General features: G+C 62.4%; 12 protein-coding genes. 9 read left to right on the top strand and 3 right to left on the bottom strand.

The genetic code is table 11. The annotated features are described in order from the left end of the window. Positions 1 to 283 precede the first annotated feature (283 nt). The 6 genes from fadB (at position 284) to ACNFBR_RS15420 (ending at position 7567) form a co-directional block, all read left to right on the top strand. A complete protein-coding gene (gene fadB / locus ACNFBR_RS15395; RefSeq protein ID WP_416735690.1) occupies positions 284 to 2431 on the top strand; it encodes a fatty acid oxidation complex subunit alpha FadB in 2148 nt (715 codons plus the stop codon). A 31-nt stretch (positions 2432 to 2462) separates the two neighbouring features. After that, a complete protein-coding gene (gene fadA, locus ACNFBR_RS15400) occupies positions 2463 to 3638 on the top strand; it encodes an acetyl-CoA C-acyltransferase FadA (protein WP_003248768.1) in 1176 nt (391 codons plus the stop codon). Positions 3639 to 3716: 78 nt separating this feature from the next. Next, positions 3717 to 3968 (top strand): DUF1653 domain-containing protein, encoded by a 252-nt coding sequence (locus tag ACNFBR_RS15405; protein WP_023661154.1) that lies wholly within the window; start codon positions 3717 to 3719, stop codon positions 3966 to 3968. A 100-nt stretch (positions 3969 to 4068) separates the two neighbouring features. After that, a complete protein-coding gene (gene topA / locus ACNFBR_RS15410) occupies positions 4069 to 6678 on the top strand; it encodes a type I DNA topoisomerase (RefSeq protein WP_416735692.1) in 2610 nt (869 codons plus the stop codon). Positions 6679 to 6767: 89 nt separating this feature from the next. Continuing rightward, positions 6768 to 7283 (top strand): DUF6586 family protein, encoded by a 516-nt coding sequence (locus tag ACNFBR_RS15415; RefSeq protein ID WP_416735694.1) that lies wholly within the window; start codon positions 6768 to 6770, stop codon positions 7281 to 7283. A gap of 50 nt (positions 7284 to 7333) precedes the next feature. Continuing rightward, the gene (locus ACNFBR_RS15420; protein ID WP_003248777.1) at positions 7334 to 7567 is read left to right on the top strand and encodes a hypothetical protein; all 234 of its coding nucleotides are present in this window, start codon (positions 7334 to 7336) and stop codon (positions 7565 to 7567) included. A 50-nt stretch (positions 7568 to 7617) separates the two neighbouring features. On the opposite strand, the gene sulA is transcribed toward ACNFBR_RS15420, so the two are convergent. Together sulA and lexA are read right to left on the bottom strand one after the other, a co-directional pair. Continuing rightward, complete coding sequence (gene sulA / locus ACNFBR_RS15425; RefSeq protein ID WP_416735695.1) at positions 7618 to 8094, bottom strand: SOS-induced cell division inhibitor SulA; 477 nt, start codon at positions 8092 to 8094, stop codon at positions 7618 to 7620. A gap of 13 nt (positions 8095 to 8107) precedes the next feature. Next, a complete protein-coding gene (gene lexA / locus ACNFBR_RS15430) occupies positions 8108 to 8716 on the bottom strand; it encodes a transcriptional repressor LexA (RefSeq protein ID WP_416735697.1) in 609 nt (202 codons plus the stop codon). A 206-nt stretch (positions 8717 to 8922) separates the two neighbouring features. Here lexA and ACNFBR_RS15435 point away from each other — a divergent pair, with 206 nt between their 5' ends. The 3 genes from ACNFBR_RS15435 to nagZ are packed head-to-tail and all read left to right on the top strand — an operon-like array spanning position 8923 to position 11217. Beyond that, entirely contained in the window at positions 8923 to 9630 is a 708-nt protein-coding gene (locus ACNFBR_RS15435) for a TetR/AcrR family transcriptional regulator (protein WP_416735698.1), read from the top strand. Between the two features lie 40 nt (positions 9631 to 9670). After that, on the top strand, positions 9671 to 10210 hold the full coding sequence (locus tag ACNFBR_RS15440) for a L,D-transpeptidase family protein (protein WP_416735700.1): 540 nt from the start codon (positions 9671 to 9673) through the stop codon (positions 10208 to 10210). An 8-nt stretch (positions 10211 to 10218) separates the two neighbouring features. Further along, positions 10219 to 11217 carry a beta-N-acetylhexosaminidase gene (nagZ, locus tag ACNFBR_RS15445; protein WP_416735835.1) on the top strand — a complete coding sequence of 333 codons (999 nt, stop codon included), beginning with the start codon at positions 10219 to 10221 and terminating at the stop codon, positions 11215 to 11217. Between the two features lie 105 nt (positions 11218 to 11322). Here the strand turns inward: nagZ and ACNFBR_RS15450 are convergent, their stop codons facing one another. Continuing rightward, on the bottom strand, positions 11323 to 14640 hold the full coding sequence (locus tag ACNFBR_RS15450; protein WP_416735701.1) for an SNF2-related protein: 3318 nt from the start codon (positions 14638 to 14640) through the stop codon (positions 11323 to 11325). Position 14641: the final 1 nt, after the last annotated feature.

The raw sequence follows: 14641 nt of genomic DNA on the forward strand, positions 1-14641 counted from the left end.
GGCGGCGATCACTGTCATCATGTTTTGTACCCAGCCGATACAAAATGACTGGAAAGTCGCATTTTCGACACGCTCGTGAGCATTTGACAACGCCGATCTTTTCGGAGAATGTGTGCACACCCAAATCAAACGGGCGTATGAATTGAGCGTTTGTATGTCATGACGCCAAGCCATACTTCCGACTAGCGCGCTGACGGGTGTGCCTGGGGCAGGGCAGCTTGGCCTGCTTTTGCTGCAGCGATCGGCGTGTACAGTTCAGCTTCCATATCGTGGAGATCAGTTGATGATTTACGAAGGTAAAGCCATCACGGTTAAGGCTCTTGAAAGTGGCATCGTCGAGCTCAAGTTCGACCTCAAGGGTGAGTCCGTCAACAAGTTCAACCGCCTGACCCTGAACGAGCTGCGCCAGGCCGTCGAAGCCATCCAGGCCGACGCCTCGGTCAAGGGCGTGATCGTCAGCAGTGGCAAGGACGTGTTCATCGTCGGCGCCGACATCACCGAGTTCGTCGACAACTTCAAGCTGCCCGAGGCCGAACTGGTCGCTGGCAACCTGGAAGCCAACCGCATCTTCAACGCCTTCGAAGACCTCGAAGTGCCGACCGTTGCCGCCATCAACGGTATCGCCCTGGGCGGCGGCCTGGAAATGTGCCTGGCGGCCGACTACCGGGTCATGTCCAGCAGCGCCAAGATCGGCCTGCCGGAAGTCAAGCTGGGTATCTACCCAGGCTTCGGTGGCACCGTGCGTCTGCCGCGCCTGATTGGCTCGGACAACGCCATCGAGTGGATTGCCGCCGGCAAGGAAAACCGTGCCGAAGACGCCCTGAAAGTGGGTGCCGTCGACGCCGTGGTCGCCCCTGAGCTGCTGCTGGCCGGCGCTCTCGACCTGATCAAGCGCGCCATCAGTGGCGAGCTGGATTACAAGGCCAAGCGCCAGCCCAAGCTGGAAAAGCTCAAGCTCAATGCCATCGAGCAGATGATGGCCTTCGAAACCGCCAAGGGCTTCGTCGCCGGCCAGGCCGGGCCGAACTACCCGGCCCCGGTTGAAGCCATCAAGTCCATCCAGAAAGCCGCCAACTTTGGCCGCGACAAGGCGCTGGAAGTCGAAGCCGCAGGCTTTGCCAAGCTGGCCAAGACCTCGGTCGCCGAGAGCCTGATCGGCCTGTTCCTGAACGATCAGGAACTCAAGCGCAAGGCCAAGGCGCATGACGAAATCGCCCATGACGTGAAGCAGGCCGCCGTACTTGGCGCCGGTATCATGGGGGGTGGCATCGCCTATCAGTCGGCGGTCAAGGGCACCCCGATCCTGATGAAGGACATCCGCGAAGAAGCCATCCAGCTGGGCCTGAACGAAGCCTCCAAGCTGCTCGGCAACCGCGTCGAGAAGGGCCGCCTGACCCCGGCCAAGATGGCCGAGGCACTCAACGCCATTCGCCCGACCCTGTCCTACGGCGATTTCGCCCATGTCGACATCGTCGTCGAGGCCGTGGTCGAGAACCCGAAAGTCAAGCAGGCGGTACTGGCTGAAGTGGAAGGCCAGGTGAAGGACGACGCGATCCTCGCCTCCAACACCTCGACCATCTCCATCAACCTGTTGGCCAAGGCGCTCAAGCGCCCGGAAAACTTCGTCGGCATGCACTTCTTCAACCCGGTGCACATGATGCCGCTGGTGGAAGTGATCCGTGGCGAGAAGTCCAGTGAAGTGGCGGTTGCCACCACCGTTGCCTATGCCAAGAAAATGGGCAAGAACCCGATCGTGGTCAATGACTGCCCAGGCTTTTTGGTCAACCGCGTGCTGTTCCCTTACTTCGGCGGTTTCGCCAAGCTGGTCAGCGCCGGTGTCGACTTCGTGCGCATCGACAAGGTCATGGAAAAGTTCGGCTGGCCGATGGGCCCGGCCTACCTGATGGACGTGGTCGGCATCGACACCGGCCACCATGGTCGCGACGTGATGGCTGAAGGCTTCCCTGACCGCATGAAGGACGAGCGCCGCTCGGCCGTCGATGCGCTGTACGAGGCCAACCGTCTGGGCCAGAAGAACGGCAAAGGCTTCTACGCCTACGAAACCGACAAGCGCGGCAAGCCGAAGAAGGTCTTCGACGCCACTGTGCTCGATGTGCTCAAGCCTGTGGTGTTCGAGCAGCGTGAAGTCACCGACGAAGACATCATCAACTGGATGATGGTCCCGCTGTGCCTGGAGACTGTGCGTTGCCTGGAAGACGGCATCGTCGAAACCGCTGCCGAAGCTGACATGGGCCTGGTCTACGGCATTGGTTTCCCTCCCTTCCGCGGTGGTGCGTTGCGTTACATCGACTCGATCGGTGTGGCCGAATTCGTCGCCCTGGCCGATCAGTACGCCGACCTGGGGCCGCTGTACCACCCGACCGCCAAGCTGCGTGAAATGGCCAAGAACGGCCAGCGCTTCTTCAACTGAGCGGTCAACGAGCTAGAGCGAGAGATTTGATATGAGCCTGAATCCAAGAGACGTGGTGATTGTCGACTTCGGTCGCACGCCAATGGGCCGCTCCAAGGGTGGCATGCACCGCAATACCCGCGCCGAAGACATGTCGGCGCACCTGATCAGCAAACTGCTGGAACGCAACGGCAAAGTCGACCCGAAAGAAGTCGAGGACGTGATCTGGGGCTGCGTCAACCAGACCCTGGAGCAGGGCTGGAACATCGCCCGCATGGCTTCGCTGATGACCCAGATCCCGCACACCTCCGCGGCGCAGACCGTCAGCCGCCTGTGCGGTTCGTCGATGAGCGCGCTGCACACCGCCGCCCAGGCGATCATGACCGGCAACGGTGATGTGTTCGTGGTCGGTGGTGTGGAGCACATGGGCCACGTCAGCATGATGCACGGCGTCGACCCCAACCCGCACCTGTCCTTGCATGCCGCCAAGGCTTCCGGGATGATGGGCCTGACTGCGGAAATGCTCGGCAAAATGCACGGCATCACCCGTGAGCAGCAGGACCTGTTCGGCCTGCGTTCGCACCAGCTGGCCCACAAGGCCACGGTCGAAGGCAAGTTCAAGGACGAGATCATCCCGATGCAGGGCTATGACGAGAACGGCTTCCTGAAGGTGTTCGATTTCGACGAAACCATTCGCCCGGAAACCACCCTCGAAGGCCTGGCGTCGCTCAAGCCGGCGTTCAACCCGAAAGGGGGCACTGTCACGGCCGGTACTTCGTCGCAGATCACCGACGGTGCGTCGTGCATGATCGTCATGTCCGGCCAGCGTGCCATGGACCTCGGTATCCAGCCATTGGCGGTGATTCGCTCGATGGCGGTGGCTGGTGTCGACCCGGCGATCATGGGCTACGGCCCGGTGCCATCGACCCAGAAAGCCCTCAAGCGTGCCGGCTTGACCATGGCCGACATCGACTTCATCGAGCTCAACGAAGCCTTTGCCGCACAGGCCCTGCCGGTGCTGAAAGACTTGAAAGTGCTCGACAAGATGGATGAGAAGGTTAACCTGCACGGCGGCGCGATTGCCTTGGGCCACCCGTTCGGTTGCTCCGGGGCGCGGATTTCCGGCACCCTGCTCAACGTCATGAAGCAGAATGGCGGTACGCTGGGCGTGGCGACCATGTGCGTCGGCCTGGGCCAAGGTATCACCACTGTCTTCGAACGCGTCTGATCGCGTAGCGGGACAGCAGCCGGGGCCTTGTGCCCCGGTTTTTGTTTTTTTCAGGTTTTATTCAAGAGGGTGTGCAACATGCAGATACAACCAGGCGTATACCGGCATTACAAAGGGCCTGAGTACCGTGTCTTCAGTGTTGCGCGGCACTCCGAAAGCGAAGAGTGGATGGTGTTCTACCAGTGCCTGTATGGTGATTACAGCTTCTGGGTACGCCCCCTTTCGATGTTCCAGGAGTCTGTCGAGGTTGACGGCGAGCAGGTGCCACGCTTTGCTTTGGTCAAGGCCGAAGAGGGGCTGCCTGGGTTGCTGGGCAAGTCGCACGAGTGATCGTCCGAGCTTGACCTCACACTTTTGCCACTATATATAGCGGTGCCGCGTCTGGCACCTGACGCGTTTTTCATCTTCAGATTCAGGAATACTCCGATCCATGGGCAAATCGCTGGTCATTGTGGAATCCCCGGCCAAGGCCAAGACCATCAACAAGTACCTGGGCAACCAGTACGTGGTGAAGTCGAGTATCGGCCATATCCGAGACCTCCCCACCAGCGGTTCGGCCAGCGCGAGCAAAGAGCCGGCCGCCAAGCGTGGCAAGGCCGCGGGTGAGGCGCCGGCGCTTTCGCCGAAAGAAAAGGCTCGCCGCCAGCTGGTGGCTCGCATGGGTGTCGACCCTGATCATGGTTGGAAGGCCAAGTACGAGATCCTGCCTGGCAAGGAAAAGGTGATCGAAGAGCTGCGCCGCCTGGCCAAGGACGCCGACACCATCTATCTCGCAACCGACTTGGACCGCGAGGGGGAAGCCATTGCCTGGCACCTGCGCGAGGCCATCGGCGGCGACGACACCCGCTACAAGCGCGTGGTGTTCAACGAAATTACCAAGAAGGCCATTCAGGAGGCGTTCTCGCAGCCGGGCGAGCTCGACATCGACCGGGTCAACGCCCAACAGGCGCGGCGTTTCCTCGACCGCGTGGTCGGTTACATGGTTTCGCCGCTGCTGTGGGCCAAGATTGCCCGTGGCCTGTCCGCTGGCCGTGTGCAATCGGTAGCGGTAAAGCTGGTGGTTGAGCGCGAGCGTGAAATCCGTGCGTTCATCCCGGAAGAATACTGGGAGATCCACGCCGACCTCGGCACCGCCAAGAACGCCAAGGTACGTTTCGAGGTGGCGCGCGAGAAGGGTGAGGCCTTCAAACCGCTGAACGAAGCCCAGGCCATGGCTGCGCTGGAGAAGCTCAAGGCTTCCAGCTACAGCGTGGTCAAGCGCGAAGACCGCCCGACCAGCAGCAAGCCGTCGGCACCGTTCATTACCTCCACCCTGCAGCAAGCGGCCAGTAACCGTCTGGGCTTTGGCGTGAAGAAAACCATGATGATGGCCCAGCGCTTGTACGAGGCCGGCTACATCACTTACATGCGTACCGACTCGACCAACCTGTCGGCCGATGCGCTGGACATGGCGCGCAGCTACATCGAGCGCGAATTCGGCAAACAGTACTTGCCGGATGCGCCGCTGGTATACGGCAGCAAGGAAGGCGCCCAGGAGGCGCACGAAGCGATTCGTCCTTCTGACGTGAATACCCACCCGACCAAGCTCAGTGGCATGGAGCGTGACGCCGAGCGCCTGTACGAGCTGATCTGGCGCCAGTTCCTGGCTTGCCAGATGCCGCCTGCGCAGTACCTGTCTACCAGCGTTACCGTGGCCGCCGGCGATTTCGAGCTGCGTGCCAAGGGCCGTATCCTCAAGTTCGACGGTTACACCCGTGTGCTGCCACAGCAGAGCAAACCGGGCGAAGATGACGTGCTGCCAGAGATGGTTCAAGGTGAAGCGCTGAAGCTGATCCAGATCGACCCGAGCCAGCACTTCACCAAGCCGCCGGCACGCTTCACCGAAGCCAGCCTGGTCAAGGAAATGGAAAAGCGTGGCATTGGCCGCCCGTCGACCTACGCGGCGATCATTTCCACCATCCAGGACCGTGGCTATGTGACCCTGCACAACCGCCGCTTCTATTCCGAGAAGATGGGCGACATCGTCACCGAACGCCTGTCGGAGAGCTTCTCCAATCTGATGGACTACGGCTTTACCGCCGATATGGAAGAGAACCTCGACGACGTGGCTCAGGGCGAGCGTGACTGGAAGAACGTGCTCGACGAGTTCTACGGCGACTTCAGCAAGAAGCTGCAGACTGCCGAGTCCAACGAAGACGGTATGCGCGCCAACCAGCCGACCATGACCAACATTCCGTGCAAGGAATGCGGCCGGCCGATGATGATTCGCACCGCCTCCACGGGTGTGTTCCTCGGTTGCTCGGGCTACAGCCTGCCGCCGAAAGAGCGCTGCAAGGCAACCGTCAACCTGGTGCCGGGTGACGAGATTGCCGCTGACGACGAGGGCGAGTCGGAATCGCGGGTGCTGTTGGGTAAACACCGTTGCCCGATCTGCGCCACGGCCATGGATGCCTACCTGCTGGACGAAAAGCACAAGCTGCATATCTGCGGTAACAACCCGGATTGTGCGGGTTATGAGATCGAGGAAGGCAACTACCGCATCAAGGGCTACGAAGGGCCGAGCCTGGAGTGCGACAAGTGCGGTAGCGAGATGCAATTGAAGACGGGTCGTTTCGGCAAGTTCTTCGGCTGCACCAACCCGACGTGCAAGAACACCCGCAAGCTGCTCAAGAGCGGCGAGGCGGCGCCACCGAAGATGGACAAGGTGGACATGCCGGAGCTCAAGTGCGAGAAGGTCGACGACACCTACGTGCTGCGCGACGGTGCTTCGGGGCTGTTCCTGGCGGCCAGCCAGTTCCCTAAAAACCGCGAAACCCGTGCGCCGTTGGTGCTGGAGATCGTGCCGCACAAGCATGAGATCGACCCGAAGTATCACTTCTTGTGCGATGCGCCGCAGAAGGACCCAGATGGCCGCCCGGCGGTCATCCGCTACAGCCGCAAGACTAAAGAGCAGTATGTGCAGTCCGAGGTCGATGGCAAGCCGACCGGCTGGAAGGCGTTCTACGACGGTGGTGCGTGGAAGGTTGAAGACAAGCGCTGACTCTTCAGTGCAGTAATTGGGGCCGCTTTGCGGCCCCAATCATTTATGATGCATGTATTCGCCTTGCAGCCTCATGGGAGGGCAATGATATGGCCCAGGAACTCTACACCCGCACCAACCAGAAACTGTTCTTCGCCGGTCTCGCCCTGGAGTCCATGGCCAAGGCCGAACAAAGCCAGGCGATGAACGCTCAGGGCCTGGTCCAGGCTGAACGCGAGTCGTCGCTGTTTCACCTGTATGGCGCACTGCTGGGCCTGTGCCATGAAATCGGCGGCTTCTATCGGCTGCCGGTTGTTGCAACGGTCGAGCAAGCCCTGGCCGACGATGCCTTGAACGGCATCGCCATCCCTGAAGTGGCCGAGTTGCTGGAGCTGGCCCGCCAGCGCGAGACCTGGCTGGCGCAAATGCTGGGTGCATATGCCGATTTGTTCCGACCACCTGTCGCGAAGAAGGCGCCGAAAACTGACGTTACTCAGCCCCTGATCCAAGCCGTCAATCTCGATGAGCCCGAGCATCCTGCGCTGTCCCGTGCCGAGCTGGAAAGCTGGCGCAACAACCTCAAGGGCTTGGTGAGACGTTTCCGCGACGCGTTGAGTGAGTGCTGATAGCCGCAACGGCTGGTACAATAACGGCCTTTCGCGGAGAACTGCCATTTATGTCTACGTCTTTTCTGGAAATTGTCGAGTTGCCTGATGGCCGCATCGAACTGCGTCGCGCCGAGGATGAGGGCTCTCTGGTAACCCTGGATTTCTCGGAAGACGCCAAGGTGTTCCTGCAGGGGCAGCATGTGGAAGTGGCCAAAGCCATGCTCAGTGTGGGCGTGCAGATGGCCGGCCGCCTTATGGATGGCGAGCTCGAACGTGATGAAGGGCCGCGCGTGCTGCACTGAGGGTGCAGCAGCGTATCAGGCTTTTTGAAGTGTCAGGCGAAGCCTGAACATCAGCCAAGGCGGATGTTCAGGCTTTGTGCGTTTCCGGCACTGGCTGCACGTAGAAGTTGTTGGCGTGCAGTGGCATTGACGTTGCCCAACCAGCTGACCACGGTGTGGCTGAGACCCAGGCGCAAAGCCTCGCAGGCCAGTTGCAGCGGGCTTTGATTGCTGCGCGGTTGCAGCAGCAGAATACGTTCACGGTTGAGCCCTGCATCGCGAAGCCAGGCCTGGGTCAGGCTCGACGGTGGGGCGATCAGGGTCAGCCAGCGGGCCTCGTCCTCTTCGCTAAGCTCGCGCAGCACCGGTGCCAGCAGGCTTTGGCAGTGCCCAGGGGCGCCGCGCAGCGACAGCTCGCTGAACAGTTCGGGCTGGTTGCTTTTGCGCGCCAGTTCGCTGGTTTTCAGGCCAGGTAGCACGGGTTGGGCAAGGAATGCTTCGAACAGGGGCAACTGGGCTTGCTCGGGTGCGTGAATGAACTGCTGCATGACGCCTCCTGGATCAGCGGCGAATGACGCCGACGCTCAAGCCCTCGATCACCAGCTCCTGTTCTTTCAGGTCGACTTCGATGGGGGCGAATTCGGGGTTTTCGGCAAGCAGCCAGACCTTGCTGCCTTCGCGCTTGAAGCGTTTGACGGTGACTTCGTCGCCGATGCGCGCCACCACGATCTGGCCGTTGCGGGCTTCGCGGCAGGTGTGTACCGCCAGCAGGTCGCCGTCGAAGATGCCGACGTCCTTCATGCTCATGCCGTGTACGCGCAGCAAATAGTCGGCCTGGGGGTGGAAGAAGGCGGGGTTGATGTTGCAGGATTGCTCGATGTGCTGTTCGGCAAGAATCGGCGCACCGGCAGCGACCCGGCCGATGATTGGCAGGCCGCTTTCTTCGGCCTTGGCTTCAAGGCCAGGGATGCGTATGCCGCGGGAAGCGCCCGGCGTCATTTCGATCGCGCCCTTGCGGGCGAGGGCCTTGAGGTGTTCTTCGGCGGCATTGGGCGACCTGAAGCCCAGCTCCTGAGCGATCTCGGCACGAGTCGGCGGGAAGCCGTTGTCTTCCAGGCAGCGCTTGATGAACGCGAGAATTTCGGCTTGGCGTGGCGTCAGTTTCAACATGGTGAGCGCTCTGTCTTTTTGTACAGTGACTGGAATTATATACAGTACTGGATGCGCTGCAAGCCAAAAGGCGCATCAAACAACAGAAGTGGCGCTTGCAGCCTGTCCTCTGGCACTTTTAAATGGCGACCGCCCGGTCACCGAGCCTTGACAGAAGCAGGGCTGAAACGTATGTTTCAAACACTTGTTTGTCTGGCGGAGTAGTCATGGCCCAATCGGAAACCGTTGAACGCATTCTCGATGCTGCCGAGCAGCTGTTCGCGGAAAGGGGGTTCGCCGAAACCTCGTTGCGGCTGATTACCAGCAAGGCCGGGGTCAACCTGGCGGCCGTCAACTATCATTTCGGCTCCAAGAAGGCACTGATCCAGGCGGTGTTCTCGCGCTTCCTCGGCCCGTTTTGCGCCAGCCTCGAGCGTGAGCTGGAGCGGCGCCAGGCCAAGCCGGAGCACAAGCCGACCCTCGAAGAGCTGCTGGAAATGCTGGTAGAGCAGGCGTTGGCCGTGCAGCCGCGCAGCAACAATGACCTGTCGATCTTCATGCGCCTGCTGGGCCTGGCATTCAGCCAGAGCCAGGGTCACCTGCGGCGCTACCTTGAAGACATGTACGGCAAGGTGTTCCGCCGCTACATGCTGCTGGTCAACGAGGCTGCACCACGCATTCCGCCACTGGAGCTGTTCTGGCGCGTCCACTTCATGCTCGGTGCCGCGGCCTTCAGCATGTCCGGTATCAAGGCCCTGCGGGCGATCGCCGAGACCGACTTTGGCATCAACACCTCGATCGAGCAGGTGATGCGCCTGATGGTGCCGTTCCTGGCGGCAGGCATGCGTGCTGACAGCGGTGTCACCGACGATGCCATGGCCACTGCGCAACTGCGCCCGCGCACCAAGACCAGTACCGCCACGGCGAAGGCCTGAAGGCTGGGCGAGGCAGGGCGCTTCCGCTAAGCTAGCGCCCATGCCCGATCTCGATCTGCTGCACATCTCCCTTGCCGACCAATGCCTGTACGGTTTTGCCCGTGGCCAGCTGCGCGTGCGCCTGCCGGTTTCCACGGCGCGCAACGGTGCTGGTCAGCGCAATGGCTCGGGCTGCACGCCATGTGGCATGCATCAGGTGCGGGCGAAGATCGGCGCGGGCCTGCCGCTGAATGCGGTATTGTCCGGGCGGCGCTGGACTGGCGAGGTGTGGTCGCCGGAGCTGCACGCACGGCATCCCGATCGCGACTGGATCCTCACCCGCATCCTCTGGCTCAGCGGCTGCGAACCCGGCGTCAACCGCCTGGGCGCGGTCGATACGTTTCGCCGCTATATCTACCTGCACGGCACCCCGGACACGGAACCCATGGGCATAGCGTTGTCCCATGGCTGCATACGCCTGCGCAACACCGACTTGCTGAGCCTGTTCGAGCGGGTGCCGGTCCATTGCCCGGTCCGCATCGAACAGGCCGCCTGCCCCCAGTGGGCTTCTCTGAAGTCTTCAATGAAGGATTACCCATGACCGTCAGCCTGCAAGGCTCCCTGATGGTGGACATCGCCGGTAAATGGCTGACCGCCGAAGACCGTCACCTGTTGCGTCAGCCCGAAGTGGCTGGCCTGATCATCTTTGCCCGCAACATCGACAGCCCGCGCCAGGTGCGCGAGCTGTGCGCATCGATCCGTGCTATTCGCCCCGAGCTGATCCTGGCGGTGGACCAGGAAGGCGGCCGCGTGCAGCGCCTGCGCCAGGGCTTTGTGCGCCTGCCAGCCATGCGCGCGCTGGCCGACAATGACAATGCCGAATACCTGGCCGAGCAGTGCGGCTGGCTGATGGCGACCGAGGTGTTGGCGGTTGGCCTGGACCTCAGCTTTGCCCCGGTGCTCGACCTGGATCACCAGCGCAGCGCCGTGGTTGGCAGCCGCGCTTTCGAGGGTGACCCGCTGCGTGCCACGCAATTGGCCGGGGCGTTCATTCGCGGGATGAATGCGGCGGGCATGGCGGCCTGTGGCAAGCACTTCCCGGGGCATGGCTGGGCCGAGGCGGACTCGCATGTGGCCATTCCTACCGACGAGCGCAGCCTGGAGCAATTGCGCCAGGCCGACCTGGTGCCGTTCACCCGTCTGAGTGGGCAGTTGGCGGCGGTGATGCCGGCGCATGTCATCTACCCGCAGGTCGACAACCAACCGGCTGGCTTCTCGCGGCGTTGGCTGCAGGACATCCTGCGTGGTGAGCTGGGCTTTGACGGGGTGATCTTCAGCGATGACCTGTCGATGGCCGGGGCGCATGTGGTGGGTGACGCGGCTAGCCGTATCGAGGCGGCGTTGAGCGCCGGCTGTGACATGGGCCTGGTGTGCAATGACCGGGCAGCGGCGGAGTTGGCGCTGAGTGCGGCGCAGCGCATGAAGGTCAAGCCGTCGCCGCGGATTGCGCGGATGCGTGGGCAAGGGTTTGCGCGAACCGATTATCGCCAGCAGTCGCGCTGGCTGGAGGCGTTGGGTGCGTTGAAGGATGCTCAGCTGGTCGATTGACCGCGCTGGCCTCTTCGCGGGCACGCCCGCTCCCACAGGTACAGGGCATTGGTATCCCTGTGGAAGCGGGCATGCCCGCGAAGAGGCCGGTTCAGGCAGCAGGCTTCAACGCCCGCGCTTTCCAGGCAGTGGCGCAAACAGCGCCTCGATTTCTTCGTCGCCAAGCCGCCACTGCCCGGCCTGGCCGCCGTCCAGCAAGCTGGCCGCCAGCGCTGCCTTCTCCTGCTGCAACACCTGGATTTTCTCTTCCACCGTGCCCCGGGTAATCAGCTTGAACACGAACACCGGCTTGTCCTGGCCAATGCGGTAGGCGCGGTCGGTAGCCTGGTTTTCGCTGGCCGGGTTCCACCAGGGGTCGAAGTGGATCACGGTGTCCGCGGCCGTCAGGTTCAAGCCCACGCCACCCGCCTTGAGGCTGATCAGGAACACTTCGCTGTCTCCCTGCTGGAACTGCTGCACGGGCGTGCGACGGTCGCGGGTGTCACCGGTCAGCAGGCTGTAGCGGATCTTGCGCTTCTCCAGCTCCTGCTCGATCAGCGCCAGCATCGAGGTGAACTGCGAGAACAACAGCACCCGGCGGCCTTCGCTGAGCAGCTCTTCGAGCATTTCCAGCAGTGCGCCCAACTTGCCCTTGTCGGCCTGGTTGCCTTTGCTTTCCACGCCCTTGACCAGGCGCAGGTCGCAGCACACCTGGCGCAGCTTGAGCAGTGCGTCGAGGATCACGATCTGGCTGCGTGCGGCGCCATTGCGGGCGATTTCGTCGCGGACCTTCTGGTCCATGGCCACTCGCACGGCCTCGTAGGTATCGCGCTGGGCATCACTGAGTTCGACCCAGTGCACCATCTCGGTCTTGGCCGGCAACTCGGTAGCCACTTGTTCCTTGGTGCGGCGCAGCAGAAATGGGCGGATGCGTGTGACCAGGTGGGCCAGGCGCTCGGTGTCGCCGTGGCGTTCGATCGGGGTGCGGTAATCCTGGTTGAAGCGCTTCAGGTCGCCCAGCCAACCGGGCATGAGGAAGTGGAAGATCGACCACAGCTCGCCCAGGTTGTTTTCCATCGGCGTGCCGGTCAGGCACAGGCGTTGGCCGGCCTGAAGCTCGCAGGCGGCGAGGGCGGCCTTGCTGGTGCTGCTCTTGATGTTCTGCGCCTCGTCCAGCACCAGTGCGTGCCAGGGCTGGCTGCGCAGGTGTTCGAGGTCGCGCGGCAGCAGGGCATAGGTGGTCAGTACCAGGTCGTATTCATGCAGCTTGGCAAAATGCTTGCTACGCCCCGGGCCTTGCAAGGCCAGCACGCGCAGGTCGGGGGCGAAGCGCTGGGCTTCGTCCAGCCAGTTGGGTATCAGGCTGGTGGGCATCACCGCCAGGGCCGGAGCGCTCAGGCGCCCAGACTCTTTTTCCAGTAACAGGTGGGCCAAGGCCTGCAGGGTCTTGCCCAGGCCCATGTCGTCGCCAAGGATGCCACCGGTGCCCATCTCGCGCAGCGCTTGCAGCCAGTTCAGGCCTTGTTGCTGATAGGGGCGCAAGCTGGCCTGCAGCCCGGTTGGTGGGGCCACTTGCAGGTCGCGGGCATCGCGCAGACGGCGGCCCAGGTCACGTACGTGCTCGCCACCTTCCCAGTGCAGGGGCAGGCCTTCGATGTCGTTCAGGCGTGCAGCGTCGGCACGCTCCATGCGTAGGCTCGGGCCTGCGGTGTCTTCGTGCAGGTACAACTCGCCCAAAGTACCCATGACTGCCTTGATGCGGCCGTAGGGCAGGGCAACGCGCAGGGCCGGGGCGTCCAGGCGACCGCGGTTGAGGTCGATCAGCAGGTGTTCGTCGTCGCTGCGTCGGGCCAGTTCGCTGGGGCGCAGCAGTTCCGGGTTGCTGCGCAGCAGTTGCAGCACGATCGGCAGCAGGCTATGGCGCTGACCATCGACCACGATGCCCAACTCCAGGTCGAACCATTCATGGCCGGGGGCTTCGTCGATGCTGGCGTACCAGTCGTCCACCTCATGCAGATTGAAGGCGAAGTCGCGGTGAACGTCGATGTCCCAACCGGCTTCGCGCAAGCGCGGCAGGCCTTCGCGGGCAAAGCGCAGCCAGGCTTCGTCGTCGGGCAGCTGGTGCATTTCGCCGGCACTGTCGGGCAGGGCCTTGCTCTGCCGGGTGGCGGCCTTGAAACCGAGATCGCGCAGTACCTTGCGAAGCGCCTGCTCGGCCTGCGGCTGACGGCGGATGCGCTGGCTGGTATTGCCGATCAGGCGTGTCAGCGGCTTGTCTTCGTTGCCGGTGGCGCACAGGCCATCGTAGTCGAACGCCAGTGCGGCACGGTGTTGCATCTGCCGCTGCATGCGGCCGGTCTTGGGCATGTAGGCGCTGAATTCGAGGCTGCCAAGGGTCAGCCGCCCTCTTGGCGCGATGTGTTCGATGTGCTCGGTGCTCACGTTGGTGGGCGTGGGGACGTGGCGGTTCAAGGCGTTCAGTCGATGACTCAAGGGGATGATCAGGTGTTCGGGGACAATAGGCGCGCGCGCAAGCTGGCTGGCAATGAAAGGGTCGAGGTCGTGGCGCAGCTTGCCGGTCAAATGCTGCTGTCGGTCGACATAGTGCATGGGTTCGATGGGCACCGCCTGCAACTGTTCGTGGCCATTGTGGTACCAGGCTCCACGGTAGCTGCCATTGTCCAGCCTGACCCAGCGGAATTCGGCATGTAGCTCCGGCCCGGGAGACAGTGGCGCCAAGTCGTCTTCAAATAGCAGGCGGCCAGTGGCCAGGGCATAGCTGTAGAGCTCCCCGCCCTGTTTGCCATCCAGTTGCGCCGTGGGCGCAGTCGTTTCGCTGCGAGCATCGATCAGGCGCAACAGCCGCGCATCGTCCTCTGTGACGTAGCGAGGCGTGTAGTAGAGCATTTCGGGCATTGAGGTGATGCGGCCGGTCTTCAGCGTGTCATCTGCCTGGCGGGTACCTTTGATCGGCTCGATTCGCCAAAGTCCGTGATCCACGTGAATGCGGTAGTAGATTGCCGGACCTTTGCGCGCTGGCCCTTGAGGCGTTGCAGGTTGGGAGGGGGACTCAAGGGCTTCAACCCACAGGTTGAGGTCCGGCGGCAGTGAAAGGGCGGATTGCTCTTGGGGGGCTGTGGCGTCGAGGCCGTCTTGCAGTTGCAGCAGTGCCGCAACGCAGTGTTTGCAGTTGAGTGCAACTGGGCAGGTACAGCGCCCAAACACGCGCAGGTCCCCGTGGTTGACGACCAGTCGGATGTCTTGCTGGTAAGTCTCGCCTCGCGAGCCCTTGCAGATGGCTTCGATCGTTGCGCCATGCTGCGACAGAATGCGTGCCCGCGCTTGCGCAGCATAGCTGCGGCCTCGTGCCATCGTGCCGGCCTCGATGAAGTCGACCCAGCCCGGATAGGCCCTCAGCAGCTGCTGCGCATCGCTGTCGCTCACA

This window comes from Pseudomonas sp. NY11955 (assembly GCF_048068035.1).
Lineage (GTDB): Bacteria > Pseudomonadota > Gammaproteobacteria > Pseudomonadales > Pseudomonadaceae > Aquipseudomonas.

What these genes read in the sequence shown, in the direction of transcription:
- lexA (WP_416735697.1), bottom strand. Translation starts at nt 8,716, where the DNA reads ATGTTGAAACTGACGCCACGCCAAGCCGAAATTCTCGCGTTCATCAAG.
- ACNFBR_RS15435 (WP_416735698.1), top strand. Translation starts at nt 8,923, where the DNA reads ATGGCCCAATCGGAAACCGTTGAACGCATTCTCGATGCTGCCGAGCAG.
- sulA (WP_416735695.1), bottom strand. Translation starts at nt 8,094, where the DNA reads ATGCAGCAGTTCATTCACGCACCCGAGCAAGCCCAGTTGCCCCTGTTC.
- ACNFBR_RS15440 (WP_416735700.1), top strand. Translation starts at nt 9,671, where the DNA reads ATGCCCGATCTCGATCTGCTGCACATCTCCCTTGCCGACCAATGCCTG.
- ACNFBR_RS15405 (WP_023661154.1), top strand. Translation starts at nt 3,717, where the DNA reads ATGCAGATACAACCAGGCGTATACCGGCATTACAAAGGGCCTGAGTAC.
- fadA (WP_003248768.1), top strand. Translation starts at nt 2,463, where the DNA reads ATGAGCCTGAATCCAAGAGACGTGGTGATTGTCGACTTCGGTCGCACG.
- topA (WP_416735692.1), top strand. Translation starts at nt 4,069, where the DNA reads ATGGGCAAATCGCTGGTCATTGTGGAATCCCCGGCCAAGGCCAAGACC.
- fadB (WP_416735690.1), top strand. Translation starts at nt 284, where the DNA reads ATGATTTACGAAGGTAAAGCCATCACGGTTAAGGCTCTTGAAAGTGGC.
- ACNFBR_RS15415 (WP_416735694.1), top strand. Translation starts at nt 6,768, where the DNA reads ATGGCCCAGGAACTCTACACCCGCACCAACCAGAAACTGTTCTTCGCC.
- ACNFBR_RS15420 (WP_003248777.1), top strand. Translation starts at nt 7,334, where the DNA reads ATGTCTACGTCTTTTCTGGAAATTGTCGAGTTGCCTGATGGCCGCATC.